This is a genomic window from Noviherbaspirillum pedocola, assembly GCF_016632335.1.
In the GTDB taxonomy this organism is placed as follows: domain Bacteria; phylum Pseudomonadota; class Gammaproteobacteria; order Burkholderiales; family Burkholderiaceae_D; genus Noviherbaspirillum_A; species Noviherbaspirillum_A pedocola.
This window is the reverse complement of the sequence record NZ_JAEPBG010000009.1, coordinates 25,158-51,317: the sequence shown is the minus strand read 5'-3', so window position 1 is coordinate 51,317 and position 26,160 is coordinate 25,158. Positions and strand designations below refer to the sequence as shown.

Below are 26,160 nucleotides of genomic sequence, written 5' to 3'. Positions count from 1 at the left end.
AACGCCCGAACGCCGGAACTGCCCACACGAACAAGGAGAACATTGTGGTAGAGAGCCCACCCGCGCTGGATGACATCGTGCCCGACTTTTCCGCCGCGATGACCAGCGATAAAACCTTCCACCTTTCGGATTACCGCGGCCGGAAGATCGTGCTGTACTTTTATCCGAAGGACAACACGCCCGGCTGCACGACCGAGGGCATACGCTTCCGCGAGCTGTACCCGGAGTTCCAGGCGGCCGATGCCGAAATTTTCGGTGTTTCCCGCGACAGCCTGCGCTCGCATGAGAATTTCCGCGCAAAGCTTGAGATGCCTTTCCAGCTCATTTCCGACCCGGAAGAAACGCTGTGCTCGATGTTCGATGTGATCCGAAGCAAGACTATGTACGGCAAAGCGGTCCGTGGCATAGATCGCAGTACTTTCATCATTGACGCTTCCGGCAGGTTGGTGAAAGAATGGCGTGGAGTAAAAGTCCCGGGCCACGTGGACGAAGTACTCGAATTCGTGAAGGCCCTACCCTGAATCGCCAAACATTGAAATCCGTAGAAAGTCTCAGTCCCAAGCCGTTGTCGAGAAAGGATGCTTCCTTTTTCCGCAACGGCTTTTTGCATTCCGGGACGGTGAATGATGTTCTTCCCCGTCCCGGCATTTCCGCCAACCGCCTGATCGCCCGTCAGGCTCGTCAAGATTGAGATCCCATGCCCCTGCCCAAACTGCCCAGCAAGCCTGCCACCCTGCTTTCCCCCAGCGATTATCCGAAGGCTGAGAAAGGCAAGTCGGTCAAGCCATCCATCAAGTTGCTCGAGCCGGCCGCGGCACCTGCGAGTGCGCCTGCGAGCGCGCCAGCAGTCGAGGCTCCGGCCGCGCGTGGCAAGGCAATTACACCGGTCGCGGAAAAGACCCGCGGCAAATCTTTGAAGGCAGTGGAAACGCGTCCGAAGTCGAGCACCAGCCGCGCGGCGGACAAGGCTGGCGGCAGCAAGCTGTTCGTGCTCGACACCAATGTCCTGATGCATGATCCGACCTCGCTGTTCCGCTTCGAAGAGCACGATGTCTATCTGCCGATGATGACGCTGGAAGAGCTCGACAATCACAAGAAGGGCATGTCCGAAGTCGCGCGTAATGCGCGCCAGGTATCACGCACGCTGGACGCGCTGGTGGCCGACACCGACGACAATGCCATCGACCAGGGCATACCGCTGGCCAAGCTCGGCAACAAGGATGCGCGCGGCCGCCTGTTCTTCCAGACCAAGCTGCAGAACGTCACCCTGCCCGAGGGTCTGCCGGTGGGCAAGGCCGACAACCAGATCCTGGGCGTGGTGCGCGCGCTGGAAGACCAGTATCCGGGACGCGCGATCGTGCTGGTGTCCAAGGACATCAACATGCGCATCAAGGCGCGCGCGATGGGACTGCCGGCCGAGGAATACTTCAACGATCATGTGCTGGAAGACACCGACCTGCTCTACAGCGGCATCATGCAGCTGCCGGACGACTTCTGGAACAAGCATGGCAAGGGCATGGAGTCGTGGCAGGAGAGCAAGAACGGCACCGGCTATACCTATTACCGCCTGACCGGGCCGCTGGTGCCAGCCATGCTGGTCAATCAGTTCGTCTACATGGAGCCGACCAACGGCGAAGCGTCGTTCTATGGCCATGTGCTTGAGATCAATGGCAAGACCGCGGTGATCCGCACGCTGCGCGACTACAGTCACGGCAAAAACAGCGTCTGGGGCATCACCGCGCGCAATCGCGAGCAGAACTTCGCGCTGAATCTGCTGATGGATCCGGAATGCGATTTCGTGTCCCTGCTCGGCCAGGCCGGCACCGGCAAGACCTTGCTGGCACTGGCCGCGGGACTGACCCAGGTGCTGGAAACGAAGACCTACAACGAGATCATCGTCACCCGTGTCACCGTGCCGGTCGGCGAGGACATCGGCTTCTTGCCGGGCACCGAGGAAGAGAAGATGTCGCCATGGATGGGCGCTTTCGACGATAACCTCGAAGTGCTCAACAAGTCCGACAATGACGCCGGCGAATGGGGCCGCGCCGCGACGCAGGACCTGATCCGCTCGCGCATCAAGATCAAGTCGCTCAACTTCATGCGTGGTCGCACCTTCGTCAGCAAGTACGTGATCATCGACGAGGCGCAGAACCTCACACCGAAGCAGATGAAGACGCTGATCACTCGCGCTGGCCCGGGCACGAAGATCGTCTGTCTCGGCAATATCGCGCAGATCGACACGCCCTATCTCACCGAGGGTTCGAGCGGCCTGACCTATGTGGTCGACCGCTTCAAGGGCTGGTCGCACGGCGGCCATGTGACGCTGGCGCGCGGGGAACGCTCGCGGCTTGCCGACCACGCCAGCGACGTGCTGTAAGCAGCGCCACGCAAGCGCGCCGCAAGCGCCATAACAAAAGCCCCGCGATGCGGGGCTTTTTTCATTCCATGCATGGCGGGCAGCGCCCGCACGGGGATAGGCCTCAGAGCACGAGCGTGCCGATGTACCAGGCGATCGCCGCCATGAATGCCGATGCCGGGATGGTGAAGATCCATGCCCAGACGATGTTGCCGGCTACGCCCCAGCGCACGGCGGTCACCTTGCGCGACGCACCCACGCCAACGATCGCGCCGGTGATAGTGTGCGTAGTCGACACCGGCACGCCCAGCCAGGTGGCCATGAACAGCGTGATCGCGCCGCCGGTTTCGGCGCAGAAGCCGCCTACCGGCTTGAGCTTGGTGATCTTCTGGCCCATGGTCTTGACGATGCGCCAGCCGCCGAGCAGCGTACCGAGGCTGATCGCGGTATAGCATGCGACCACGACCCACCAGGGCATGCCGGCATCGGCATCGGTTTGACCTGCCACGATCAGCAGCATCCAGATGATGCCCATCGTCTTCTGCGCATCGTTGCCGCCATGACCGAGGCTGTACATCGAAGCAGAGAGCAGCTGCAGGCGGCGAAACCAGCGGTCGATGCGACGCGGCGTGGCATTCACGAAGATCCAGGACACCAGGATCATCATGATCGAGCCGAACACGAAGCCGAGCAGCGGCGACAGCACGATGAACAGGATGGTCTTGAACAGGCCGCTGGCAACCAGCGAGCCGGTTCCGGACTTGGCAACGGCCGCGCCCACCAGGCCGCCAATCAGCGCATGCGAAGACGAGGACGGAATGCCGTAATACCAGGTCAGCACATTCCACACGATGGCGCCGACGAGCGCGCCGAAGATCACATAATGATCAACGATGGCCGGATCGACGGTCCCCTTGCCGACAGTGGTTGCCACCTTGAGATGAAATACCAGGATGGCGACGAAGTTGAACACGGCGGCAACCAACACCGCGGTCTGCGGTTTCAGCACGCCGGTCGACACTACGGTGGCAATGGCGTTGGCGGCGTCGTGGAAGCCATTCATGAAGTCGAATATCAGCGCGAGCGCGACCAGTAACCCAAGGGTGTAGATGCTGATCTGGATGGTATGCATGTGTGTTGTTGGATGAATGGGTACCTGCGCCAGAGCCCTGGATGACACCGTCCGCCTCATGCGAACGGGTGATGCAAGACACTGCCGGAGCGAATCCTGCGGCTGGGCCGCAACCGTCTTCGACGCTCAGGCGTTCTCGACGATGATGCCTTCGAGGATGTTGGCCACGTCCTCGCAGCGGTCAGTCACGCTTTCGAGAATTTCATAGATGGCCTTCAGCTTGATCAGGTTGCGCACGTCCGGCTCGTCGCGGAACAGCTTGGACATCGCGGCGCGCATCACGTGGTCCGCATCCGATTCCAGCCGGTCGATCTCCTGGCACAGCTCGAGAATCTGGCGGGAATTGTCCATGTTGTGCAGCAGGCTCACCGCAGCCTTGACCTTCTCGGTGCAGGACAGGCACAGCTCGGCCAGGCGCTTGGCCTCGGGCGTTACGGCCTTGATGTCGTACAGCGAGACGGTCTGCGCCGCATCCTCGAGCAGATCGAGGATGTCATCCATGCGGGTGATCAGCTGGTGGATATCGTCCCGGTCCAGCGGCGTGATGAAGGTCTTGTGCAACAGCTCGAGGGTGTCGTGGGTGACCTTGTCGGCCTGCTTCTCGATGCCTTCGATGACATGCGCCCGGTTTTCCAGATCATCGAAGTTGGACATCAGGCCAAGCATCTCGCGCGCGCCCTTGATGCACAGGTCCGCATGCTGGTTGAAATAATCGAAGAATTTGCCCTCGTTGGGCATCAGGCGTCCGAACATGATTTGTCGTTGTGTAAGGTTGTCTTCATCGCAGCGTCATTGCCTCGCTGCGGGCTTTATTCATTGCTGAAGATGGCGGAGCCGCCGGTGTAATTGTCGAACTTGGTGAACTGGCCAAGGAAGGTCAGCCGCACCGCGCCGATCGGACCGTTACGCTGCTTGCCGATGATGATTTCCGCGGTGCCCTTATCCGGTGAATCCGGGTTATAGACTTCGTCACGATAAATGAACAGGATCACGTCGGCGTCCTGCTCGATGGCGCCCGATTCGCGCAAGTCCGACATGACCGGGCGCTTGTTCGGTCGCTGCTCGAGCGAACGGTTCAACTGTGACAAGGCAATGACCGGGCAGTTCAGCTCCTTGGCCAGACCCTTCAGGTTACGCGAGATCTCCGAGATCTCGGTTGCACGGTTCTCGCCAGCCGAGTTGGCCGACATCAGCTGCAGGTAGTCGACGATGATCAGGCCGAGCTTGCCACATTGCCGTGACAGCCGACGCGAGCGCGCGCGCAGTTCGATCGAGGACAGTGCCGGTGTTTCATCGATATACAGCTGGGCGTCGTTCATCTTCTGGATCGCGTGCGTCAGCCGCGGCCAGTCCTCGTCATTGAGGCGGCCGGTACGCAGACGATGCTGGTCGAGACGGCCGACCGAGCCGAGCATACGCATAGCGAGCTGCGCGCCGCCCATCTCCATGGAAAACACCGCGACCGGCAAACCGCTGTCGATGGCCACGTTCTCGCCAATGTTGATCGAGAACGCGGTCTTGCCCATCGAGGGGCGACCGGCAACGATGACCAGGTCGCCGGGCTGCAAGCCTGAGGTCATCCGATCCAGATCGGTAAAGCCGGTGGGCACGCCGGTGATGTCGCTGGTGCTGTCGCGATTGTAGAGCTCGTCGATGCGTTCCACCACCTGGGTCAGCAGCGGCTGGATTTCCATGAAACCCTTGGCGCCGCGCGCGCCCTCTTCCGCAATCGCGAAAATCTTGGCTTCGGCTTCGTCAAGCATCTGCTTGACTTCCTTGCCCTGCGGATTGAAGGCGGCGCCCGAAATCTCATCAGACACGGTAATCAGCTTGCGCAGCACACCACGGTCGCGGACGATCTCGGCATAGCGCCGGATATTGGCCGCCGACGGTGTGTTCTGCGCCAGCGCATTCAGGTAGGACAGACCGCCCACTTCCTCGGCCTTGCCTGTGGAAGCGAGCGCTTCATAAACGGTAATGACGTCAGCTGGCTTGGACTCGTTGATCAGCTTGACGATGGACTGAAAAATGATGCGGTGATCGTAGCGGTAGAAATCTTCCTGGGAAACAAAATCGGCGATGCGATCCCAGGCAGCATTGTCGAGCAACAAGCCGCCTAGTACGGACTGTTCTGCTTCGATGGAATGCGGCGGGATGCGGAGGGAATCGACTTGCGGATCGGAACGGCTATTCATGGCGCGCCATTATACCCGCTCGATCTTTGCTGCCACACTGCATATCGCCCGAAATTATTTTCTTCATGGCATTTTTTCCAGCAAGCGCCCTTGCCAACCCGGCCTCCCCTCGTTACATTGGGAGCCACCCTTCTCCTTCCGACACCGATGAGCGACGCTTACCGCCTGGACACCTACTCGCCCGATGAAAGCATCGGTTACCTGATCAAGCGCGCGGGCGGCCAACTGACCACGACCGTGGACAGAGCACTTGCCGAATTCGACATGACGCATGCTCAGCTCGGCATTTTCCTGCGGCTGCTGCATGGCCATGCCAATACGGCGGCCGACCTGGCGCGAGAGATGGTGATTGATACCGGCGCGATGACGCGCGCGCTCGACCGTCTTGAGGAAAAAGGTTTCATCCGGCGCCTGCGCAGCAATGCCGATCGGCGCGTCATTGAAGTCAGTCTCACCGAAAAGGGCAAGTCACAGGCCGATCAAATGACTCGCGTGGCAATCGATGCGCTCAACCATCACCTGCGCGGCTTCAGCCCGGAAGAAATCGACCAGTTCAAGAGCTTTCTGCGCAGAATGATCAGCAACACATAAGGCGGTCAGAAAGCCGATGGACGAAAAAAAACCGGGAAATTTCCCGGTTTTTTATTCGCCAGAAAGGCTTTATTACGCGTGTTCGCCGAGCACGGAAACCGTGACGTCGGACAGGACATCGGTGTGCAGCGAGACCGTGACCGGATGATCGCCAACAACCTTCAGCGGACCTTGCGGCAGGCGAACCTGCGCTTTCTCGACCGGGAAGCCCTGCTTCGTCAGCGCTTCGGCGATGTCGGCATTGGTAACGGAACCGAACAGGCGACCATCAACGCCGGCTTTCTGCGAAATCTGAACGGTCAGACCGTTCAGCTTCTCGCCTTGCGCCTGGGCAGCGGACAGGCGCTCGGAAGCGGCTTTTTCCAGGTCGGCGCGACGCACTTCGAATTCAGCGATCGCAGCGTCGGTGGCACGGCGGGCCTTCTTGTTCGGGATCAGGAAGTTACGTGCATAACCGTCCTTGACTTTCACCACATCGCCCAGGTTGCCCAGGTTGACGACTTTATCCAACAGAATGACTTGCATGTTTTTCTCCTAGTTCAGTCGCCGCTTACGCGTTGTGCAGGTCGGTGTACGGCAGCAGCGCGAGATAACGGGCGCGCTTGATCGCGGTGTCAACCTGGCGCTGGTAGTGAGCGCGGGTGCCGGTCAGGCGAGCCGGCATGATTTTGCCGTTTTCCTGGACGAAGTCCTTCAGGGTGTCGACGTCCTTGTAGTCAACCTGCTCAACCTTGGCGGCGGTGAAGCGGCAGAATTTCTTGCGCTTGAACAGCGGGTTCTGCTGCTTGCGCTTTTCCTTGAGTTTGCTCTTGTCGAATTTTTTACCGAATGCCATGTTCAGGCTCCTGTATCTGTCTGTTTGGTGTACGCCTCGAAATCAGTGACATGAAAAACGAGGCTTTTACTGTTGCGATTCTTGCGCGCCAGGAAACCGGAGAAGCGGTAGATGCCGCCGAGATCGGCATGGTTGAATCTGCCGGAAATCTCGCCCGCGGCGATCGCGGGAATTTCAAACTCTACCTGTCTTTCGATTCTCGCCTCGGTCTGCTGCGAAACATGCTGCAGCCGGGCTGAAACGATCGGGATTCCTGCCGGGGTGTAGCGCAAGACTTCGCGCTCGGCAATGGTCGCAACGAACTGAAACTGATTCACGCTAAGGGCTGTGCCCCCGTCTTAGCTGGCCGAAGCTTCCGCGCGATGGGTCTTCGCGGCGTCTTCCTTCTGCACCGCTTTCATCATCGGGGAAGGATTGGTTTCGGCGCGCTTCATCTTGACGGTCAGGTGGCGCAGGACGGCGTCGTTGAACTTGAAGCCGGTTTCGATTTCCGCCAGCGTTTCGCTGTCGCATTCGATGTTCAGGCAGACGTAGTGCGCCTTGGCGAGCTTCTGGATCATGTAGGCCATCTGGCGACGACCCCAGTCTTCAACGCGGTGAACCTTGCCGCCGCGGCTGGTGACGATGCCCTTGTAGCGCTCGATCATCGCCGGGACCTGCTCGCTCTGGTCCGGATGGACGATGAAAACGATTTCATAGTGACGCATGCAAACTCCTTTTGGACGGATTAACAAATCGCCCACCCCGGCGTCAGGACGGGTGTGGGAAGAGGAAAACCCGCGATCATACGCGAAACGCAACTGCGGCTCAAGCTTTAATCGATTCCGTACGGACTTTTCGATGACCGATTAAATTCTGATGTCAATTGTCTTGCTTTTCAGCGTTCACTGTATAAAAATACAGGCGACTTTTCCCAGACACATTGTCGATCATCGTCGTTCAGCTTCCCTGACGCCCTTAAATCAAGGTGCATTTCATGCTCAAACTCACTGCCCGCCAGGAGCAAATCCTCAGGTTGATCCGGGATGCCATCGAAAAGACGGGCTTCCCTCCCACGCGTGCCGAAATCGCCAAGGAGCTTGGTTTCCGTTCCGCCAATGCTGCGGAAGAACATCTGCAGGCGCTTGCGCGCAAGGGCGCCATCGAAATTTTTCCTGGTACCTCGCGCGGAATTCGTCTGCGAGATTCTTTCGCTTCCCGCTCGCACTCCCATGCACACACTCTGCTGAAGGACAACCCCGACGCGCATCCGATCATGCATCCCGGGGCGATGCAGATGACGCTGCCGCTGGTAGGCCGAGTCGCCGCTGGGTCGCCGATTCTCGCGCAGGAGCATATCGATGCGCAGTACACCGTCGATCCGACTCTATTTAAAAGCCGTCCCGATTACCTGCTGAAGGTGCGGGGCATGTCGATGCGCGATGCCGGCATCATGGATGGTGATTTGCTTGCCGTGAAAAAGGCGGATAGCGCCAAGAATGGACAGATCGTGGTGGCACGTCTTGGCGATGAAGTCACGGTCAAGCGTTATCAGAGGTCGGGCTCGCTGATCGAGTTGCTGCCTGAAAATCCCGACTTCGAACCGATACGCGTTGAAGCCGGGCGCGATGAATTCGCGCTTGAAGGGCTGGCGGTCGGACTCTTGCGCTCCTGGAATTAATCATTGCATGCCGGCCCGGCTTCATCCGGGTCCGGGAAATTGAAAGCCGCGCCAGCCATTCTGGCGCGGCGCAGCTGTCCACTCCCTGGCACTGCTCTTACTCTTCTCCCTGCTTGCGCTTAGCATCCATGACCGCGTCCGGGTTTGCAGGATGCGCGTCCAGAATCTGCCGCGCGATGCCGCGCAGGATATTGACTTCTTCGACTTCCAATCCAGCCCTGGAGAACATGCGCTTCAAACGCGGCATCAACTTCTTCGGATTGCTCGGATCCAGAAATCCCAGCGCAACCAACGCCTGTTCGAGATGGGCATACATGCCTTCGACCTGGTCGACGTCCGCCGACACGCCCTTGAATCCGATGGCTGTTTCCGGCAGCGCATTTCCGACCGTGGCCAAGCGACACTCGTAGGCCAGCACCTGCACTGCCTGAGCCAGGTTCAGCGATGAATAGTCGGGATTGGCCGGAATATTGATCAGCACGTTGCAGCGTGCGACCAGCTCGTTCGGCAAACCGAAGCGTTCATTTCCGAAGATGATTGCCGCTGTCAGTTTCGCATCGGCGGCAAGCTGGGCCGTGAAATCGCGCGGCGTCGTCACCGGCGGGGAATATTCGCGCAGGCGCGCGCTGACTGCAGCGGCAAAATTGCAGCCGGCCAACGCCTCGTCGACAGTACTGACGATGCGCGCGCGCGCCAAAACGTCGGTGGCGCCGCTGGCGAATGCCAGCGCTTCCTCATGAGACCGGGGGTCGGGGTCACGCGGAGCGACCAGGAACAACTCGGAAAATCCCATGGTTTTCAGAGCCCGCGCTGCAGCGCCGACGTTGCCCGGCCGACTGGTTTCGACCAGCACAAATCGAACGCGGTGGAAAAGAGACATACTGGATACAGACAGCTTCATTTAAAATAGCGCGCTTGCGCAGCGCGAACGTAGGCTCCCAACCTGTTCCGGCTGCCGCGCCAAGACTCTACATGCGGTCCATTGCCAGGCAAGGGATTCGCCATTCTAACGGAACCTTTATGCATCCCATGATCAACACGGCGGTCAAAGCCGCCCGCCGCGCCTCCGCCATCATCAATCGCGCTTCCTTCGATCTCGACCGTCTCCAGGTGTCGGAGAAGAAGCACAACGATTTCGTGACCGAAGTCGATCACGCGGCAGAGGCAGCGATCATCGAGGTGCTGCGCGGCGCCTATCCGGACCACGCGATTCTGGCTGAGGAATCCGGCGCATCGGCCAATCTGCATGATGACAACGAAAATGTGTGGATCATCGATCCGCTCGACGGCACCACGAATTTCATCCACGGTTTCCCGCAATACTGCATTTCGATCGCGCTGCAGCAGCGCGGGCAGATCACGCAGGCCGTGGTTTACGATCCGAGCCGCAACGACCTGTTTACCGCCACCCGTGGCGCAGGCGCATTCCTGAATGAAAAGCGCATTCGCGTCAGCCGCCGCGACAAGCTGTCCGACGCGCTGGTCGGCACCGGCTTTCCGTACTCGAACCTGGAAGCGCTGGATGAATACCTGAAGATGTTCCGTCTGATGACGGAAAAGACCGCCGGCCTGCGCCGCCCCGGCTCGGCCGCGCTGGATTTGGCCTATGTCGCATGCGGCCGCTTCGACGGCTTCTTCGAAAAGAATCTGAAACCCTGGGACGTGGCGGCTGGCTCTCTGCTGATCAGTGAAGCCGGCGGCATCGTCGGCACCTTCGCCGGGGAGTCCGATTATCTGTACAAGGGCGATGTGCTGGCTGGGAATCCCAAGATTTTCGCTCAGATGGTTGCACAGCTGTCTCCGTTCGCCCGTTAAAGCGCGTGCACTGCAGCCGCCACGAACCGAAGGCGGCTGTTATACTCCGCATCCCGTCGCCGGTGCGACTTCCCGCTCTCGGCACTCCCTATACCAATTCTTTCGACCCGCGCGATGCGCGTGGACGAACCGCTCATTCCGATTGAGGTTTATGTCATTTCAAGAACTCGGCTTGTCCGAAGCCATTGTGCGAGCAGTTACCGAACAAGGTTACACAACTCCTACGCCTATCCAGAAACAGGCGATTCCCGCAGTGCTCGCTGGCGGCGACCTGCTTGCCGGCGCCCAAACCGGCACCGGCAAAACCGCTGGTTTTACCCTGCCGATCCTGCAGCGTCTGTCCGCTCTGCCCGTCAAGAGCGGTGCACGGCGCGCCATCCGTGCACTGATACTTGCGCCGACGCGCGAGCTTGCCGCGCAGGTGGAAGAAAGCGTGCGGACTTACGGCAAGTATCTGAAGCTGACTTCGGCGGTGATTTTCGGCGGCGTCGGCATCCATCCGCAGATCAAGATCCTGCAGCAAGGCGTGGATATCCTGGTAGCGACTCCCGGCCGCCTGCTCGACCATATGCAGCAAGGGACGGTCGACTTGTCACGCATCGAAATCCTGGTTCTCGACGAAGCGGATCGCATGCTGGACATGGGCTTCATCCGTGATATTCGCAAGGTGCTGCAGGCCCTGCCGCCCAAGCGCCAGAACTTGCTGTTCTCGGCAACATTTGCCGATGAGATCCGTGCCCTTGCCGACAACCTGTTGAATTCACCGGCAACCATCGAAGTAGCGCGCCGCAATTCCACCGCCGAAGTCGTCGCCCAGAAGATTCACCCGGTCGACCGTGACCGCAAGCATCCGCTGCTGGCGCATCTGATCAAGACGAACAATTGGCAGCAGGTGCTGGTTTTTACCCGGACCAAGCACGGGGCAAATCGTCTGGTCGAGCAACTGGCGAAGGATGGCATCAGTGGCATGGCCATTCATGGCAACAAGAGCCAGTCGGCGCGCACGCGCGCGTTGGCCGAATTCAAGGATGGAAGTCTGCAGGTGCTGGTGGCGACCGATATCGCCGCGCGCGGCATCGACATTGACCAACTGCCGCATGTCGTGAATTACGACCTGCCTAACGTGCCGGAGGATTATGTACATCGCATTGGCCGCACCGGCCGCGCCGGGGCAACGGGTGAAGCCGTGTCGCTGGTCTGCGTGGACGAGCATCTGATGCTCAGGGACATTGAGCGCCTGATCAAGCGCGAGCTGCCGCGGGAAGTGATTCCGGGTTTCGAGCCGGACCTGAGCGCGAAGCCGCAGCCGATACAGCTGCGCAGCGGCAACGGCGGTGGCGGAGGACGCACGCAGCAACGGCGCCCTCAAGCCAATCCGTCCGCACAGCCGCGCCAGAACGCGCCACGCAATCACTCCCGCAATCGTTCGCAGACAAGTTCGGCAGCGCCGGCTTCACGCGACAGCCGGAACCGCAAGTCCGCCTGAGAAAAAACGATCTTGCCCAAGCGCCGCTCAGGCGGCGCGGGCGGCGCGGGCGCTGCGCTTCTTACGCACCGGCGTGGGAGCGATCGGACTGTAAACCACATTTTTCAAGGTACGGCCTTCGCGCGGCATAGGCGTCGGCAGACCGAGCATCGACCGCACCGAATTGATGGGCAAACCCGTCACATCATGAATCCGCACCAAAAGTCCTGCAGAAAAACCGATTTTGTTATTTCTGAGCTTGCTGATCACCGGCGGCGGAACCATCAGCTTGCGTGACAATGCCGCATCGCTGGTTACGTTCAGGTTTTCCATGAGGATGTCGAGCATCGCTCCATGGTTGCAGTCGGCAGCGGAGGTGATGGTGGAAATGTCCTTGCTCATCGGTGTTTCCTTCTGTTTCATGATTCCCTTGTTTCGAAATCGTTTTCGGTAGACACGATCTTCTTTGCAGCGCAATCGTCCTGCCGTAACAGGCGGCCGGTGCGCGCTACTTTGAACATCATTCCCTCTCTTCTTACTTACTCAGCTTGCCCGGCATATTTGCCGCACGCAGCACGGAAAGAGAAGTCGAGAACCGTGCGTGATTCAATCAACCCACTTCATCCAGGGCAATGTCCGCAATCGCGAGCAGAGCGCCGTAACCATTTGTATGGGTTAATTGACTATTGGAATCACATCATATGACAGAAAATCAAAATTCACAATAAATTTGACATATCTGTGTTTTTCAAGCAAAATCGCAAAAAATGAAAAAGGATTTTTATGTCTGCTGAAGTTTGCACCACGCAGCAAGCAGCGGCCTTGCTGGGCATATCTGTCACTTCAGTGCAGCAATTGGTGGAATCAGGCGAAATTGAGGCGTGGAAAACCAAGGGCGGGCACCGGCGCATACCGGTGACTGCGATCCATGCATTCAAGGCATCTTCGCAAGGCGATTCGCCGCATGCTGCCGCTGCTGAGCGAGAGGAACGCCTGGTTGTCATGATCGTGGAAGACAATCCGCTGCAGCGCGGTATCTACGAAGCTCAGGTCGGATCGTGGAATTTCCCGGTACGGGTACACTTGTGCGACAGCGGTTACAAGGCGCTGGTCGACATTGCCAAGGACAAGCCTGATGTGCTGCTGCTCGATATCGTGATGCAGGGCATCGACGGTTATGAGGTTATGCAAACCGTGTTGTCCTATCCGGAGCTTGCAGACGTGCAGATTGCAGTGATCACCAGCCTAGAGTTTGAGGACCTGGAACGGCGCGGCGGCCTGCCGGCAGGCGTGACCTACCTCCCGAAACCGATCGCCTATGACGAATTGCGCGGTTATCTGCGGGCTTGCCATGCGCAAAAGCTCAAGAGCATGCATGCGCACGGTAACTGAGCTCGGCTGAGCTTTTCCCTTTACAGCGCACCGCGCGTCCAGCACTTCGGCTTCACGTCCAGCGACGTCGACTGAAACCGGACCCGGATTCACCAATGCTGCCTGCCAGCTACGGCGGAATGTTACGATAGCGGGTTTTCATTGTGGCCATATCCAGGCCTCATTCGCTTCCATTCACCGTAGCCCGGACCTCGCAATGCTTGTTGGAACCAGACAAGACTCCCCGCCCGCCCCCGATCCAAAGCACACGCCGATGATGCAGCATCATATGCTTCCGCCCGCAGCATTCAAATATTATACTGTAAATTCAATGGCTTACTTAGTAACGTATAAATCGTTTTTTATATTTTTTCCAGATTTTTTCCAGATTTCCGCGCCAACCTGAAAAAAATGGCTTTTTTGGACGTTTGTTAGCACTGCGGTAGCATTCTTTCAACCTTCATGTTGGCCAAGATGCGGCCGACGAAAGCCGCGTGCATGTTACTCGCTGGACATCCCCTTGCGCATTGCGTAACCTACAACAATTACAAAATTACAACAAAAGGGGACGCTGTGGTACTCGTGCGCGTGCTCGTTCTAATGTTTTTGGTGGCCTACGGTTTTGCGATGGGCACTACCCCTGAATACCAGCTCAACGGCTTCGGCAAGCTCATGTCGATATCCTTCTTCTTCACGGCGCCCGCGCTCTACTTCCTGCCGACGTATGAAGCCTGGAAGAACCAACAGCCGAATGTGAACGCAATCGCCTTGGTCAACATCTTTCTTGGCTGGTCCATTTTAGGGTAGGTTGTGGCTATCGTCTGGGCGCACAAAAAGCCGGAGCCCACCGTAGTGCTGTCCAAAACTGCGTCGTCGCCCGTGGGGGTGGAACAACCTGCGCCGAAACCAGTGCGCGAGACGAAGACCTGCAGGTTCTGTGCTGAAGAGATTCTCGCCGCCGCTATCAAGTGCAAGCATTGCGGCAGCGACGTCGCCGCATGAGGCGCGCGAGCTGATTGGCGAAGCGTCGCCGGTTTTCGGGGAAATCGTACGGGGCGCAATACCGGGGGATATTCCGCCCAACTGAAAACAAAAACCCCCGGGCTGTGTTGGCCAAGGGGTTGCTGAGCGTGTAGGCCGGCTTACAGCGCAATGCCGTCGTCGCCTTCATCCTTCTGCGAAGCCTGCGGCTTCGCAGCGTCTTTCTTCATGAGCGCATCGATGCTCGCGGCTTGCGCCGTGTCTTTCTCGCTGTACCAGCCGACGAATTCCTTATCCTCGCCGAAGATGTGTGCGAAGAGCAGCTCGGCCATCTCGGAGGGCGACGGCAAGTACCCGTACTTGGATTCGATGAACAACCGATACGCGTGAAACTTTCGTACCTGGCCTTCTTTGAGGCCAAAGGCAACGCGGACGGTGCGCTCCGGCTTTGTAACGTTTTTGATGAGTGCCATGGTGAAGTCTCCTTATGGTTTTTGAGTTTCGTTCGTGCTCACGATGGCGCCGTGATATTACGTATAGCAACTGCTATCGCTGAACGCGCCGCTACACCGAAAATTTTTCTCGCTTGCCAAGGCTTGTCGCACCAGTAGTTTGGCTAGTATTCAATACTAAGAAGAACATCCATCCACTAGGAGTGCATCGTGCCTGACCGTGCTAAGAAGACTCACCTAACCCTTGCCGATAAGCATATTGCAGAAGGTGAAGAACGAATTGGCAACCAACTGAGGTTAATAGAACACCTAACTGCCGACGGGCAGAGCATAGAAAAAGCATTTGAGCTATTGGCGGTACTTATGCAGACTTTACACGCGATGCAGCACCATCGAAGCTTGATATTGAAGAGCTTGGATGAGAGCGACTGACGCAAAACGACACGCCCTGACCAACATCCCTCGCACCTGCGCCGCCCCCCCCTTCACGCGTCGTCGCATGAGCACGCCTGTGCTTGGCACTAATGCGACGATGTCCGCTCCGCGTACCTACGCCCTGCCCTAGCGTCGGCGCATCGGTGTTCAATTTGATTTCAAAAGACAGGCACCGCGCACGAGAAGCCGACGCACTGGCGCGGAGGCCGCGGCTTGTTTCGTTAGTTGCGTTTTTTCGTATTGGCACTTGAATATTCGGCGCCGAATATTCCTGCCGCGGCCGTCGCACAGCGGGGTTGGCCAGGATTGCAGCGTGTCGGGCGCCGGCAGAGCGGGCGCCTGGCGAAGCGGATGCGCGGAGCGTGCGCCGACGTAGCGACGTCGGGTGCCGCCGGAGGTGGCGGCCGGCGTGAGCGGTATGCGCAGCGACGCCAAGAGCGGACGGTCCCAGCGAGGACCGGCTGCGGTGCCAAGGAGTGAGAGGACGGAGCGCGTTCAGCGCATAGTTCTCGAACGGCGAGCGAGCGCACGAAGTGCGCGAGCGGTGTTCAGCTTGTGTGCAGCATTTGGAACGGCCGCTGTGCAGACTTTTGCACGGGAGCTATACCGACTTCGTATACGGTACAAGATGCCAAAACAGGCCCTTCTCGGGCTGCCCACTTTTTGAGCAGAACCGGGGGATTCCCCAACCCTGACCAACCTCATGCCGGTACGCCGATTTCTGCATGTTGCAAAGTAATGCCGTCGCGATTTCGCGGTAATTTCAAAGGCGCAATCCGCCATCCCTTCGCCAGCCCCCGAGCCAGCCCTTCAGCCAGACCCCATTCCGCCAGCCCCTTCGCCAGCCTTTTTTCTCCGGCATGGTCATTTTGACGATAGCACTAGCTATACAAGACAAGCCCCGGCAGACCCCGGCGCGTGCCATGAATGACCCTGGAGACAACTATGAACGAACAACAAATGCAGCCTCGCGACCCGGCAAAGGCGGCCGCATCCCTTGCCAACCTATCCCGGGAGGCTGGAGTCAACAGCATCGCCCGCGCGGCTCGAAATCAAGAGCTGGTGCTGCGTGCGCTGGCTCGTTTTGGCTGGCTGCCGAGCAAGCAACTCGCCGCTTTTGGATGGCCGAACGACAAGACTGCACGCTGCTGCGACCGCGCCCTCGCCGCCCTACGCAAGCTAGGCATGGTGCGCTACAAGACGCGCGTATCGGACAAGACCCGCATGTTCGCGCTGACCGAAATCGGCGTGGCCTATGTCAGCGAAGAGTATGGCGTAGCCGCGGTCTATGACAAGGAATTTGCCAAGCGCGTCGAGGGTCAGTTCGAGCACCGCGCGCTGTCCAACGCCTCCTGCGTTTGGTGGAAGAAATCCGGCGGGGAGTCCGGCGCGGCGTATTTCACGGAGTATGAAGTCGTCAAAGGCGTCGCGCCCCTGCACTCGGTCAAGGGAAAAGACTTCGAGAAGATTCCGGACGCCCTGTTCATGTTCGACAGCGAGTACGCTAAGAAAAAGCGGCTGGTGTGGGTCGAGGTCGAACGCGGCCACAAAAAGGATGTTGACCAAGACACGCTGGTGAAGTCGCTGTGCCACATCCTGTCGCCGCACTTCAAGAACGACGGTCATGGCCTGCAGCTGCAGAAGAACGGCATCCCGTATGAGGTGGTGCGTGCCATCATCGTTTGCCCGACGGAAGACCTGAAATCGCGCTTTGTCGAGTTCCTGTTCAAGTATCTGAAGGTCGCCAAGTACTCGCACGACTTCGCCTTCCTGATGCCCCGGCTGCAGTTTCTCGACCCGGCTACCGGCCAGCTGGCATATGTCGCGGAGTGGGCGCGGCGCGCGGAGTATGCCGCCGACTGGGCGCTCTGGGGATACCAGATAGTACCGCTGGACCAAGCCGCCACGTAATCTCCAAGACCCGCAGTGCGGGGCTTTTTCACGAGCGAACAAAATTATTCTTACGGCATGCGATTCTATGAACGTAAAAAGCACTCCTATGCGCTGTCCCGTTCATTTTTTAAAAGGTCATTGTCGTAAAAACGACAATTGTCGCTCTCACGACAATGAACAACAACGGGGCCTCGCCGGAAGAATTTTTGGATGTTCCCCGCGGCGGCCCATAGCTGTTGCTATACGAGAAATATCATCGCATGGGACGCGTAATGAAATCAATCACACTAAAAGAATGGCTGCAGAAAGCTACCCCCGCACAGCGCGCGCAACTCTACAAGGACGCCGACACCTCGTACATGTCAGTCCACCAAATGGCGGTAGGCCATCGCAACATCAGTCCAGCTAAAGCCGGCGAAATCGAGAAAGCCACCATTGGCATCAACCAAGCTGACCCGAGCCTGCCTCCGGTACTGCGCTTGACGAGCTGCGCCGTCTGCGCAGAATGCCCGTTCGCGAAACAGTGCAACGGGGGAGACCAGCTAATGGTGAACATCGGATTCATTTCGATGCCCGACCTTCCCGAAGCCAAACAAGAAGCGGCCGATGCGCGCTTGGCAGCCCTGGACGTCGAGCAGTGCGAGAAGATTAGGCAGTTGCTGTAAGAGCACTTACCGGATACGAATTCGCACATCCGTGCGTTGGTTGATGAGCGCCCCCCTCGAAGACTTTTGCAAAATGCAACTCGCCCTACTGGCCGACATTGCCCAAAAGAATGCAAATTTGACAACATAAGTAAACGAAGCGTATCTTGCCTTTTTGACGGAGAAGCTCACGTTGCAGGAGCGCGCCGAAGTTGCTGAACGCAAACTGATGGAGGCCGGGCTATGAAGAAGTCGATGGAATACGCTGAGAAAGTCCTTGTTGACTTAGTAGGGCGGGAATACTTGGAGCAGCTGATTGCAGCGACCGCACCTGCGCCGTCCTTGGCCAACCATGACCAAGACGCTGTTGGCCAGGATGGTCTCGTAGGCGAATGGCACGACGCGCCGGCCACCTCCCAGCCTGGCCTTGGCGACCCGTTTGACATGCCCACCGTGTCGCAGCTTGGACACGGTGACCCGTTTGACATGCCCACCGTGTCGCAGCCTGGGCGCGGCGACCCGTTCGACCTGTAATAATCTTCCCGGCGCTTGCTCAAACTTCGCAGGCCGTCGCTAACGTATTGCGTGAGATGTAGTGGGGGGTGTAGTGCCCGGTGGGTGGTGCCGCTGAAAAGGGTCCCGGCTTGTGCCGGGATTTTTTCGCCTCCAAGGCGAGCTGCCGCAAGTCTGCAGCAGGGCAATCTACACGAAGTCTGGCGGCGCTGAGTAAAAGATACTGCACGACGAGAAGCGTGACACGCTTGAAAGCGTCATTGAGGAGTTGGGCGGCGAGCAGCTGTTCGTGGTCTACGAATTCCGGCCAGACCTTGCTAGGCTGAAGGAGCATTTTCCGAAGGCACGGGAGCTGAAGACGCAGCGCGACGAGGAAGACCGGAATCAGGACGACGGCACTGTGGCGCTAATGCTGATTCACCCGCGGTCCGCCGAACACGGCATCAATCTTCAGCACGGCCGGAACATCGCCTGGTTCAGTCATAACTTCAACCTAGAGACATTCGAGCAGGTCCACGAGCGCCTAGGCGTGGTCAGGCAAATGCAGTCTGGCTATGACCAGGTCTATCCAGGAGTTTTACCTCGTCGCGCGCGGCACGGTTGACGAAGCCTGCATCGCGAAGCGTGACAATAAAGGCATCACGCAAGAACAGATTATTGCGTATGCAAAAGCGAAGAACCGGGCTGCTCAGCAGTCGTAGCGCTTTTTGCCGTGCACTAGGCGATATCGACCACCGCGTGGGCCGATGTGGCAGGTGCTGTCTGTTACCGGCTTCGCATGTGTCGCTGTCGAAGACGGCGCCGGGGCCGGGGCCGGAGTTTGCGGCTGGGCAAGCATGACAGGTGCGGGGGCTGGGGCTGGCGTGCGCTTCTCGACCGCGGAGAAGATGGCCCCGAAGCCAATTGTGCCAAGCAGCGCTACGAACAATGCTTTTCTTCTCGCTTTCGCATGCATAATCGGTGCCGATTAAATTGTGGTGCTATACGTAGAAAAATCCTCGAGATTTGCGCTCCGCATGCGGGACCCTTTTCCTTGGCGACGCAGCCCGGCTTTCAGTGGTTCCGCCAGTCCATCGACAGATACTCGCCCGAGTCCCGATAGAGAGCATCCGTCAATTTGTCCCGCTCTTTTCGCATGCGCTCGACAGCTTCCGCTTCTGAATACGACTTGTCGCTTGTCGATGTCCCAGGGAGATATCCAAACAGGCCAGCGTCGCTCAGTTCGACGACGCTCTCCGCTTCACGAATCGAGGCGAGGATGTAGCGCCTATCTTGCTCTTTGTAGAGCTTGATGCCGTTCTCCAGCAAGATATCGCTGAATATGAAGAGAAAGACGGTGACGATGAGAGAAGCTGTTTTCCAGTACCAAGCAACGTCGCTACTGAAAAAGAGGATGCACGTTACCGCGAGCGAAACCCCGAAAAGCATAGCCCACAGACGAGACCACAACGTCTTCCGGTATGCCCGCTTTTGTAAGTCTTTTTGCTCCCCGCTGTTCTTCAGTTCCTCGAGCCGGTTGTAAAAGTCGACATGCTTAGTACCGGGGGAACTGCGTTTGAACGTTCTGTCATGCAGTTTCCAGGTTTTCAGCCAGCCTATAACGAGCTCAAAATCGCTACTGATGAGGCCCGGGGCATTCTTATGCACAGTCGCAGCCAACTCAGCCAGAGCGATATCGCTTCTCGTCTCCAAGTCATCACGCGGCTTTTCGGTATCCTCATAAAGCAATCTTTTGTAGTCCCGCGCTGCACCAAGTGTGTAGTCTTGCGGGCGCATGACTTTTTTGTTCAAGTGCTTTCCTTGTTGTATTAGCAACAATACTTTACTTGCAAATTTGCACTTTGGGTATTCCCTTGAATAAGCATCCCTGCCCTATTGACGTTAAAATTCGGCTTCGCGACATCCCGCACATAGTCTTCACACGCCCTTAGCGCGTCTGCGGTCGGTCTGGCGTCGTCGGTGAGCCGGACAAGAGCTCCCCCGAGTGTCGTCACGAAGTTCGATTACCGGGGCTGCATTACCTCCGCTGGCGGCGGTGGCAGTTGTGGCGGCTGGCTGGGTGGCAGCAGCGTGGCGCAGCCGGCCAGCAGCCCGACTGCGAGCGGTGCCTTTCTGAGTGTCTTTCGCAAGATTATCCGCTACGGTGCGTTTTGCTTGGTTGGCCAGGTGCTCCGCGGTGCGCGCCTCCTGCTGGGAATTTGCTCGTTGCTCCACGACTTGCGCCTTCAGGGCTGCAGCTTTGTGGTTCCCGTACCAGTCGTAATATTGAAACTGGCGACATTCCGGTAGAAACAACATCAGCATTGGAAGATTGCCAACAAAAGATAGGGGGCGGGAAAGCTGCAGCAGTTGCTTCGCTACCTGCCCTTGGTTCCAGACGTCTCCTATAGGCAAAATGAACCCAAATCAGCAATCCAGGGCTAAAACTGGGACAAAAAACGGTAAAGTCATGATGCCACTTCCGATAGGGGCTCACTGCCCTTAATGGTCATACCGTATTCTCGTATTCTCGTATTCCTGTATTCTCGTATTCCTGTATTCTCGTATTCCTGTATTCTCGTATTCCTGTATTCTCGTATTCCTGTATTCTCGTATTCCTGTATTCTCGTATTCCTGTATTCCTGTATTCTCGTATTCCTGTATTCTCGTATTCCTGTATTCTCGTATTCCTGTATTCTCGTATTCCCGTATTAGCTCTCTTCACATGCAGGATTTTAAAAACTAAAGGGGCAAGCCTCGCCCCTTATGACAACTCCCAAATGTGGGCCTAAGTTGCTTTCCTTCCCGGGACCAAATGTGCCACTTGGTCGAGTGCCTTGGAAAGCTCCAGGCCACTCAACGTCTGTAGAAGGATGAGCCCCGCACGCACGATTTCGCTATGCGAGGGAAATTTGCCTTGGCTCGCAGCAAGACCACGCAATATGTCTATCGCCACACATTCCTCAGAAGGCAAGGAGAAGGTTTTTCGAATAAGCGAGGATTGCCCCATCGCCAAATCAGCATTCGCAAAGCGTGAGCTTTTCCTGTCTATGTTCCCATTATGTTTCGCGGCCTGGATAGCAAAGTCATCACTTTTCATTTCGCACCTCCAGTAAGCCAAGGATTTCGTCAGCCAAATTCTTCACCTCCTGTATCGCTGCTCTCGCATTTTTACCTAACTCAGATACCGCTGTCCCGCCATAAGCGGCCACCTGATACGCGGTCCTAGCCGCAAACGAAGAACTCAGCACAGGGATGCCAAAGCTAGCAAGCTCTTTTAGGAGCTTTTTTGAAACATTGGTACGCTCTACTTTGTTTGCGAACACTACCGCAATAAGCTCCTCATTATAGATTTTGGCATTCTCAATTAGCCCCCTCGTCGCTTCTGATGCGCGAATGTCCGGGGCCGACGGCGCAACAACCGTTATCGCTAAGTCAGCGACCAACAACGCAGATTGAGTAGCTGTGCCTGCATCCGCGGACGGCGGCAAGTCGACAATGATGTAATCATAATTTTTGACCTGTTTCTCAATCTCTCGATGGAGCTTTGCTCCGTATGCGGAAAAGCTCGCCACGGCGGCAGGGAAAGGTTTTGAATCGGGGGCGACAGCGGCCCATCCCGTAGCTGTTTGCTGTGCATCACAATCGCAGACGAGGACCCTATGGCCCCGACCTGCTAGTTCAGCTGCCAAAGTGATAGAAATTGTGGATTTCCCGACGCCGCCTTTGCGGTTCGTGACTACTACAGTACGCGCTTCCATGCTGTACTCCTGTTGTTGATGGAATACAGTATTACGATGGGATTTATATTTTCGGCTGAGCCGCTACGTCCATGTAGACGTTTTTCAGGAAATGCTAAGGATTCCCAACATTTTCCGTAGGTGATGCAGAGCAAACGCAAGGCGAAATGCCCCCCACCTAATTCCCGCGGGCCGGCGAAAAAAGGGAGGGAAAGGCAATGCCCGTCCCTCCTCTTAATGACTCTGGTAAAGCCCTAGTCGCCTCGACGGATATCCCGCAGCGCCAGACGACGCAAGTGACGACTAATCGTCGTCATGCTCCCCCGCCCTAGCTCCAGTCGCAGGTTGCAGGGGCTAACCCGCCGCCGTTGTCGCATGAGAGCCAGACAGGCCCGCGCCACATCCACCAAGGTGATGCCCTTTCGTCCCACCATAGTTTTGACCTTTCATGATAGCTGTCCTCTCAGGACACGCTCCATGTATAGGTAGTGGCGCTGCGATTACGTAATCGAAAGTTGCTGCATTGTCGTTCCGCCAAATGCATCCTCATGCTGTTTCAACTCGATGAGGGAAGTCACCATGAGCGATGTCGAATTTCACCACTCAGTAGGTATGCGTACTGTCTTGTATCTTTCCCCTGCGGTATGTACAGCAGCGCTGTTGGCCGCCCAGCAGTCTGGGTTGAGCTTGCACGAATGGATGGAACACCGCATTAGCTACGTTATGGCGGACGACGAGGTGGCGGTCGAGCGCGGATTAGACGCACTGGCTCCATGGTCGCTTGCCTGTGCAGACCTATTCGCGAGGGTGGCGAATCACGCCCCAGAAGTGCTGGAAGGACGGTGGGCTCTGCTGTATGAACGAGTTCGCCTCGAACAGAGCCTATGGCATCAGCCAACCCAGTCGCTTGATAAGGACCGCGACCTTCTAGCTGAACCCTACATTTCAAAAGTCCGGTTGCGTGCGGCGTGGCCGCGCCTCTGCGCTGCGACATTCTGTTTGTAAGTTGCCATACTCGGTGACCGGAGTGGGTCGTTATGGACGACGATGGCCGGCACCGAACGTGGCCACGCCCCAAGGTCGCGGAAATTCGCAAGAATGGAAGTCGGAATGGCGCGCCTCCTCACGTGCTCTCAATCTTAGGTTTCGGGTATAGCCACGTCTGATATGCCGGTGGAATATGTTCTTGCGCGGGACTTGAGCTAGTTGAGTTTCTTGCACCCGCACCGCGGTATGCTGGAGAGCGAACTCTATGCGAGGAAAACCATGGCAAATTCTTGCGGTTCCGGCGCAACCCCTCCCAGCTCGGGAGCTTGTGGCGCACAACCGGGCGGCCGATTCACCTTGGAAGACAATCCGATTACCAGCGCCAATGCCCAGTTGTCGGTAGACGAGCTGCGCCAGCGTATTGGCCAGGCGGGCGACCCGGGCGTAATGGAAGTCTATGCGTACGCCGTGACTTCAGTGGAACCGTATGCAGACCTGTTTCTGCAGACCGGGTCGGGGCCAAACTTTGCCGGCGGGCTCATTACCCTATGTACCTGCAAGCACGAGATGCGCACCGCTCACAGCTCGCAGCAGTGGTCGCAGGGCGACTTCTGGATAGCGGGCCTTTCCAGCTGGGACGTCAAGTTTGGCAAGCGACAATCGCTGGTCTACCTCATGCGCGTGGCCGCCGCATACGATTCGCAGGCAGCGCTGGTGGAGGCGCTGCGGCAAAGCGGGCGCAACGACATCGTGGAATCCAAGAGCGCCAGCGCGAACGTGCTGGGCGACCTCTACCTGCCGAAAAAGGCACTGCCGACGCTGGCCGACAGGCTCATCGTGGACAACTACCTGCCGCCCATTCTCGGGCATGCGCACCACGGCCACCCGCAGGACACGGAATGGGAAGCCGATATCCGACATATCGGCAAGAACACGCGGCCGGCAGCGCTGCTGGTGGGCGACCCGGAATGGAGCTTCACGTGGGACCGGCCGATGGTGGTTCGCAGTCACCCGGGGCCAACGCGCTCCTGCCGGCGCTGGACGCTGTCGCATCTACTCAACGACCTAGTGTGACGCGCGATGCAGGTCGTTCTGCTAAGGGTGGGAGTGGACGCCGGTGCCGGCGGCATGCAGGGGCCGCTGTTTCATGACTATTCGTTTGAGTTAATTCCGATTCCGGACACCTCCGGGCTGGGCTCGCATACCTATGGCGCGGCGACGGGCACCCGGGGCTTGCCGCTCTCCGAATATTTTCCTGCGGCGACTCGGCATCGCCGGGTTGGCCAGACCATGCACTGGGACCCGGAGTTCGAGACGCATACCTATGGCGACCCGACGCGCCCGAAGGCCGGATTGCGACGCCTGCAGCCGGGAGACATGCTGGTCTTCTACGCTGGACTGGAGGGATGGGGCCACCACTGCCCCGCTGCGCTCTATGTCGTCGGCTACTTTGTTGTCCAATGGGCAGGCTTGGCGAGTACGCTGCCGGAGCGCGAACTGCATCAGCTCTGCGGAAACAATTTCCATGTGCGGCATTGGGCAGTGCTCGAGAAGCAGCGCGAGCGCCTGGTGCTGGTCAAAGGCGGACCCGGCAGCCGGCTACTGACACGCGCGCACTGCATCAGCACGGTTGGTATAAACGGTGTGGGCTCGCCGCTGAAGGTGTTGTCGCCGCAGGCGCGAGAAGTGTTCAGCAACTTCGACGGAAAAGTCAGCATCCAGCGCAGCCCGCCTCGCTGGGTACCAGAGTCCCATGTTTATAGGGCGCGAGCCTTCGTGGAGTCATTACCCTAGCAGACTGACAAGAGGTCGCATCGCAGTGCTGTCCTGCGCATTCCGGCACCTTGCAACTGCAAAAGTCAGATGGCGAGGACACTGGAGGTGGTGCAGCAAGTGCGCCGACGCCTTTCACTTCCGGCCTCGAAAACATTTGTAAAGGCATCCGGTTTTTGAAGCGCGCAGTCCTTCTTTGCGCGGTACCCGAATTTTTGCAGGTTAACTACTTTTATTTATAAAAGTCATTCTTAGGGGTAGAAGTTGTTCGCGACGAACAGTGTAGTTTCGCGGATTTATATTTTTCCCGAAAAATATTTTTTTTTATCATTTTGATTTCGCGCCGTTGCTGGAGATTTCGGTTGACGCGAAGATTTCCGGAAACAAAAAGGCAACGAGCGGGTCATGGGAAATGTCGCGCTGGAATGCCGTGTCGCCCTCGCGGAATTTCTGTTTGGCGGCCTCGTATTTCGCGCCCCACTTGCCGGACTTGTCTTCCGCGCGGAGCTGCTCTAGCTTGCCGTAAACCGCCAAGGCCTTGCAGAACGTCAGAAAATGGGTTGGGTGTTTATCATGCACGTGGTGCGCAATCAGCAGGAGGTTTTCGCGCTCGCGGCCCCGCAGGGAGTTCGCACTCTTGTAGCCGACGGGCGTGCCCATCCGGGCCGTATACAGCGCATTCAGCAAGTGATAGTCGAGCCGCGGCGGCACCCATACGCCGGCGCGGCGCAGGTTGGCGAGCAACTGCCTGAATTCGGGGGTGTCCTTAATGTCGAAGTAACCGTCCCTCCATAGCCGGCGGAATTGCTCGCTCAGCTTGTCCGGGTCGCCTCCCCGGCGCGCGAGCTCCGCGCGGATGCGCTCCTGCGGTCCGTAGAAATCGAAGTAGTAAGCCTGCTGCTTTTCCCAGTCGAGGGTCAGGTCCTGGAACGGCACGATGCGCCGCTGCAAGGGCGTGGTCCCCGCCGGGTACAGCGGTTCTTCCCACCGGCACTCGAGCTGCAGCCGGCCTGCGGCGAGCGAGGCCGCGACCGTCTCCTCGGTCATGAGGAAAGCGTTGCGGTTGTTGTTGTAGAACACGTCGTTTTGGGTCAACGGACGGTGGGCGAAGCCGTCGAATTCGGCAAAAATCCAGACCAGCAGTGGCCTGCCACATCTGCTTGGCGCAGTTGCCATCGACCCGTGTCGAAGACCTGCAGTTTCTGAATCGCATCGCTTTCGGTGTCAACGCCAGCACCCTGAACCAGCTTGACCATCTCGGTGGTGCGGCCGTGGCCGACCAAACAAAGAATAGGAAGTAAGTCTGTTCTTCAAGCATCAAATTTCTTGTATTGTGTTCTTCT

At 57.9% G+C, this 26,160-nt stretch carries 31 protein-coding genes; 16 read left to right on the top strand and 15 right to left on the bottom strand.

The genetic code is table 11. From position 1 onward, the window contains the following. Positions 1-44: 44 nt before the first annotated feature. Both JJB74_RS19530 and JJB74_RS19525 read left to right on the top strand, forming a co-directional pair. Complete coding sequence (locus tag JJB74_RS19530) at positions 45-521, top strand: peroxiredoxin (protein WP_407672392.1); 477 nt, start codon at positions 45-47, stop codon at positions 519-521. Between the two features lie 176 nt (positions 522-697). Continuing rightward, on the top strand, positions 698-2,377 hold the full coding sequence (locus JJB74_RS19525) for a PhoH family protein (protein WP_200594641.1): 1,680 nt from the start codon (positions 698-700) through the stop codon (positions 2,375-2,377). A 103-nt stretch (positions 2,378-2,480) separates the two neighbouring features. On the opposite strand, the gene JJB74_RS19520 is transcribed toward JJB74_RS19525, so the two are convergent. From JJB74_RS19520 to JJB74_RS19510, 3 genes are all read right to left on the bottom strand, one after another. Then, a complete protein-coding gene (locus tag JJB74_RS19520) occupies positions 2,481-3,488 on the bottom strand; it encodes an inorganic phosphate transporter (RefSeq protein WP_200594639.1) in 1,008 nt (335 codons plus the stop codon). A gap of 126 nt (positions 3,489-3,614) precedes the next feature. Then, entirely contained in the window at positions 3,615-4,241 is a 627-nt protein-coding gene (locus JJB74_RS19515) for a DUF47 domain-containing protein (protein ID WP_200594637.1), read from the bottom strand. A gap of 56 nt (positions 4,242-4,297) precedes the next feature. Beyond that, a complete protein-coding gene (locus tag JJB74_RS19510) occupies positions 4,298-5,683 on the bottom strand; it encodes a replicative DNA helicase (RefSeq protein ID WP_200594635.1) in 1,386 nt (461 codons plus the stop codon). Here JJB74_RS19510 and JJB74_RS19505 point away from each other — a divergent pair. Beyond that, positions 5,660-6,274, top strand: coding sequence for a MarR family winged helix-turn-helix transcriptional regulator (locus JJB74_RS19505; RefSeq protein WP_200594632.1), 615 nt, complete (start codon positions 5,660-5,662; stop codon positions 6,272-6,274). The two genes, JJB74_RS19510 and JJB74_RS19505, sit on opposite strands and share 24 nt — an antisense overlap. A 72-nt stretch (positions 6,275-6,346) precedes the next feature. On the opposite strand, the gene rplI is transcribed toward JJB74_RS19505, so the two are convergent. Genes rplI through rpsF form a run of 4 tightly spaced genes read right to left on the bottom strand, consistent with a single transcriptional unit; the run spans position 6,347 to position 7,816 of the window. After that, complete coding sequence (rplI, locus tag JJB74_RS19500) at positions 6,347-6,799, bottom strand: 50S ribosomal protein L9 (protein ID WP_200594630.1); 453 nt, start codon at positions 6,797-6,799, stop codon at positions 6,347-6,349. A 25-nt stretch (positions 6,800-6,824) separates the two neighbouring features. Next, on the bottom strand, positions 6,825-7,109 hold the full coding sequence (rpsR, locus tag JJB74_RS19495; RefSeq protein WP_194713504.1) for a 30S ribosomal protein S18: 285 nt from the start codon (positions 7,107-7,109) through the stop codon (positions 6,825-6,827). Positions 7,110-7,111: 2 nt separating this feature from the next. Then, positions 7,112-7,426, bottom strand: coding sequence for a primosomal replication protein N (gene priB, locus JJB74_RS19490; RefSeq protein ID WP_200594628.1), 315 nt, complete (start codon positions 7,424-7,426; stop codon positions 7,112-7,114). 21 nt (positions 7,427-7,447) lie between these two features. After that, positions 7,448-7,816: a 30S ribosomal protein S6 gene (gene rpsF / locus JJB74_RS19485; RefSeq protein WP_200594626.1), complete on the bottom strand. Its 369-nt coding sequence runs from the start codon at positions 7,814-7,816 to the stop codon at positions 7,448-7,450. A gap of 269 nt (positions 7,817-8,085) precedes the next feature. Here rpsF and lexA point away from each other — a divergent pair, with 269 nt between their 5' ends. Then, entirely contained in the window at positions 8,086-8,769 is a 684-nt protein-coding gene (gene lexA, locus JJB74_RS19480) for a transcriptional repressor LexA (RefSeq protein ID WP_200594624.1), read from the top strand. A gap of 97 nt (positions 8,770-8,866) precedes the next feature. On the opposite strand, the gene JJB74_RS19475 is transcribed toward lexA, so the two are convergent. Continuing rightward, positions 8,867-9,670, bottom strand: coding sequence for an RNA methyltransferase (locus tag JJB74_RS19475; protein ID WP_200594622.1), 804 nt, complete (start codon positions 9,668-9,670; stop codon positions 8,867-8,869). A gap of 119 nt (positions 9,671-9,789) precedes the next feature. On the opposite strand from JJB74_RS19475, the gene JJB74_RS19470 reads away from it, so the two are divergent. Both JJB74_RS19470 and JJB74_RS19465 read left to right on the top strand, forming a co-directional pair. Further along, positions 9,790-10,584 carry an inositol monophosphatase family protein gene (locus JJB74_RS19470; protein ID WP_234484319.1) on the top strand — a complete coding sequence of 265 codons (795 nt, stop codon included), beginning with the start codon at positions 9,790-9,792 and terminating at the stop codon, positions 10,582-10,584. 151 nt (positions 10,585-10,735) lie between these two features. Then, positions 10,736-12,070 (top strand): DEAD/DEAH box helicase, encoded by a 1,335-nt coding sequence (locus JJB74_RS19465; RefSeq protein WP_200594620.1) that lies wholly within the window; start codon positions 10,736-10,738, stop codon positions 12,068-12,070. Positions 12,071-12,097: 27 nt separating this feature from the next. Here JJB74_RS19465 and JJB74_RS19460 read toward each other — a convergent pair whose 3' ends face one another. Beyond that, on the bottom strand, positions 12,098-12,472 hold the full coding sequence (locus tag JJB74_RS19460) for a helix-turn-helix transcriptional regulator (RefSeq protein WP_200594618.1): 375 nt from the start codon (positions 12,470-12,472) through the stop codon (positions 12,098-12,100). Positions 12,473-12,832: 360 nt separating this feature from the next. Here JJB74_RS19460 and JJB74_RS19455 point away from each other — a divergent pair, with 360 nt between their 5' ends. Both JJB74_RS19455 and JJB74_RS19450 read left to right on the top strand, forming a co-directional pair. Beyond that, positions 12,833-13,441: a response regulator gene (locus JJB74_RS19455; protein ID WP_200594616.1), complete on the top strand. Its 609-nt coding sequence runs from the start codon at positions 12,833-12,835 to the stop codon at positions 13,439-13,441. A 477-nt stretch (positions 13,442-13,918) separates the two neighbouring features. Beyond that, on the top strand, positions 13,919-14,227 hold the full coding sequence (locus tag JJB74_RS19450) for a superinfection immunity protein (protein WP_200594615.1): 309 nt from the start codon (positions 13,919-13,921) through the stop codon (positions 14,225-14,227). 335 nt (positions 14,228-14,562) lie between these two features. Here JJB74_RS19450 and JJB74_RS19445 read toward each other — a convergent pair whose 3' ends face one another. Continuing rightward, positions 14,563-14,874, bottom strand: a complete 312-nt coding sequence (locus JJB74_RS19445) for a hypothetical protein (protein WP_200594613.1) — start codon at positions 14,872-14,874, stop codon at positions 14,563-14,565. Positions 14,875-15,063: 189 nt separating this feature from the next. On the opposite strand from JJB74_RS19445, the gene JJB74_RS19440 reads away from it, so the two are divergent. From JJB74_RS19440 to JJB74_RS19420, 5 genes are all read left to right on the top strand, one after another. Further along, entirely contained in the window at positions 15,064-15,285 is a 222-nt protein-coding gene (locus JJB74_RS19440) for a hypothetical protein (RefSeq protein WP_200594611.1), read from the top strand. A 930-nt stretch (positions 15,286-16,215) separates the two neighbouring features. Next, positions 16,216-17,199 carry a hypothetical protein gene (locus tag JJB74_RS19435; RefSeq protein ID WP_200594609.1) on the top strand — a complete coding sequence of 328 codons (984 nt, stop codon included), beginning with the start codon at positions 16,216-16,218 and terminating at the stop codon, positions 17,197-17,199. A 254-nt stretch (positions 17,200-17,453) separates the two neighbouring features. Then, positions 17,454-17,846, top strand: coding sequence for a hypothetical protein (locus JJB74_RS19430; RefSeq protein WP_200594607.1), 393 nt, complete (start codon positions 17,454-17,456; stop codon positions 17,844-17,846). 222 nt (positions 17,847-18,068) lie between these two features. After that, a complete protein-coding gene (locus JJB74_RS19425; RefSeq protein ID WP_200594605.1) occupies positions 18,069-18,359 on the top strand; it encodes a hypothetical protein in 291 nt (96 codons plus the stop codon). A gap of 268 nt (positions 18,360-18,627) precedes the next feature. Next, positions 18,628-18,942: a hypothetical protein gene (locus JJB74_RS19420; protein WP_200594603.1), complete on the top strand. Its 315-nt coding sequence runs from the start codon at positions 18,628-18,630 to the stop codon at positions 18,940-18,942. Between the two features lie 449 nt (positions 18,943-19,391). Here JJB74_RS19420 and JJB74_RS19415 read toward each other — a convergent pair whose 3' ends face one another. From JJB74_RS19415 to JJB74_RS34190, 4 genes are all read right to left on the bottom strand, one after another. Beyond that, positions 19,392-20,129 carry a hypothetical protein gene (locus tag JJB74_RS19415; RefSeq protein WP_200594601.1) on the bottom strand — a complete coding sequence of 246 codons (738 nt, stop codon included), beginning with the start codon at positions 20,127-20,129 and terminating at the stop codon, positions 19,392-19,394. Between the two features lie 976 nt (positions 20,130-21,105). Continuing rightward, the gene (locus JJB74_RS19410; RefSeq protein ID WP_200594599.1) at positions 21,106-21,417 is read right to left on the bottom strand and encodes a hypothetical protein; all 312 of its coding nucleotides are present in this window, start codon (positions 21,415-21,417) and stop codon (positions 21,106-21,108) included. Beyond that, on the bottom strand, positions 21,407-22,078 hold the full coding sequence (locus tag JJB74_RS19405) for a ParA family protein (RefSeq protein WP_200594597.1): 672 nt from the start codon (positions 22,076-22,078) through the stop codon (positions 21,407-21,409). The genes JJB74_RS19410 and JJB74_RS19405 overlap by 11 nt, the downstream gene beginning before the upstream one ends. 233 nt (positions 22,079-22,311) lie before the next feature. After that, on the bottom strand, positions 22,312-22,491 hold the full coding sequence (locus tag JJB74_RS34190) for a DNA-binding protein (RefSeq protein ID WP_200594595.1): 180 nt from the start codon (positions 22,489-22,491) through the stop codon (positions 22,312-22,314). Positions 22,492-22,636: 145 nt separating this feature from the next. Between JJB74_RS34190 and JJB74_RS19395 the strand changes: the two genes are divergently transcribed. The 3 genes from JJB74_RS19395 to JJB74_RS19385 all read left to right on the top strand — a co-directional run bounded on the left by JJB74_RS19395 (position 22,637) and on the right by JJB74_RS19385 (position 24,838). Then, positions 22,637-23,062 carry a hypothetical protein gene (locus JJB74_RS19395; protein WP_200594594.1) on the top strand — a complete coding sequence of 142 codons (426 nt, stop codon included), beginning with the start codon at positions 22,637-22,639 and terminating at the stop codon, positions 23,060-23,062. 339 nt (positions 23,063-23,401) lie between these two features. Continuing rightward, positions 23,402-24,118, top strand: a complete 717-nt coding sequence (locus tag JJB74_RS19390; RefSeq protein WP_200594592.1) for a hypothetical protein — start codon at positions 23,402-23,404, stop codon at positions 24,116-24,118. A gap of 6 nt (positions 24,119-24,124) precedes the next feature. Beyond that, entirely contained in the window at positions 24,125-24,838 is a 714-nt protein-coding gene (locus tag JJB74_RS19385; RefSeq protein WP_200594590.1) for an Nmad3 family putative nucleotide modification protein, read from the top strand. A gap of 306 nt (positions 24,839-25,144) precedes the next feature. On the opposite strand, the gene JJB74_RS19380 is transcribed toward JJB74_RS19385, so the two are convergent. Beyond that, positions 25,145-25,993: a hypothetical protein gene (locus JJB74_RS19380; RefSeq protein WP_200594588.1), complete on the bottom strand. Its 849-nt coding sequence runs from the start codon at positions 25,991-25,993 to the stop codon at positions 25,145-25,147. Positions 25,994-26,160: the final 167 nt, after the last annotated feature.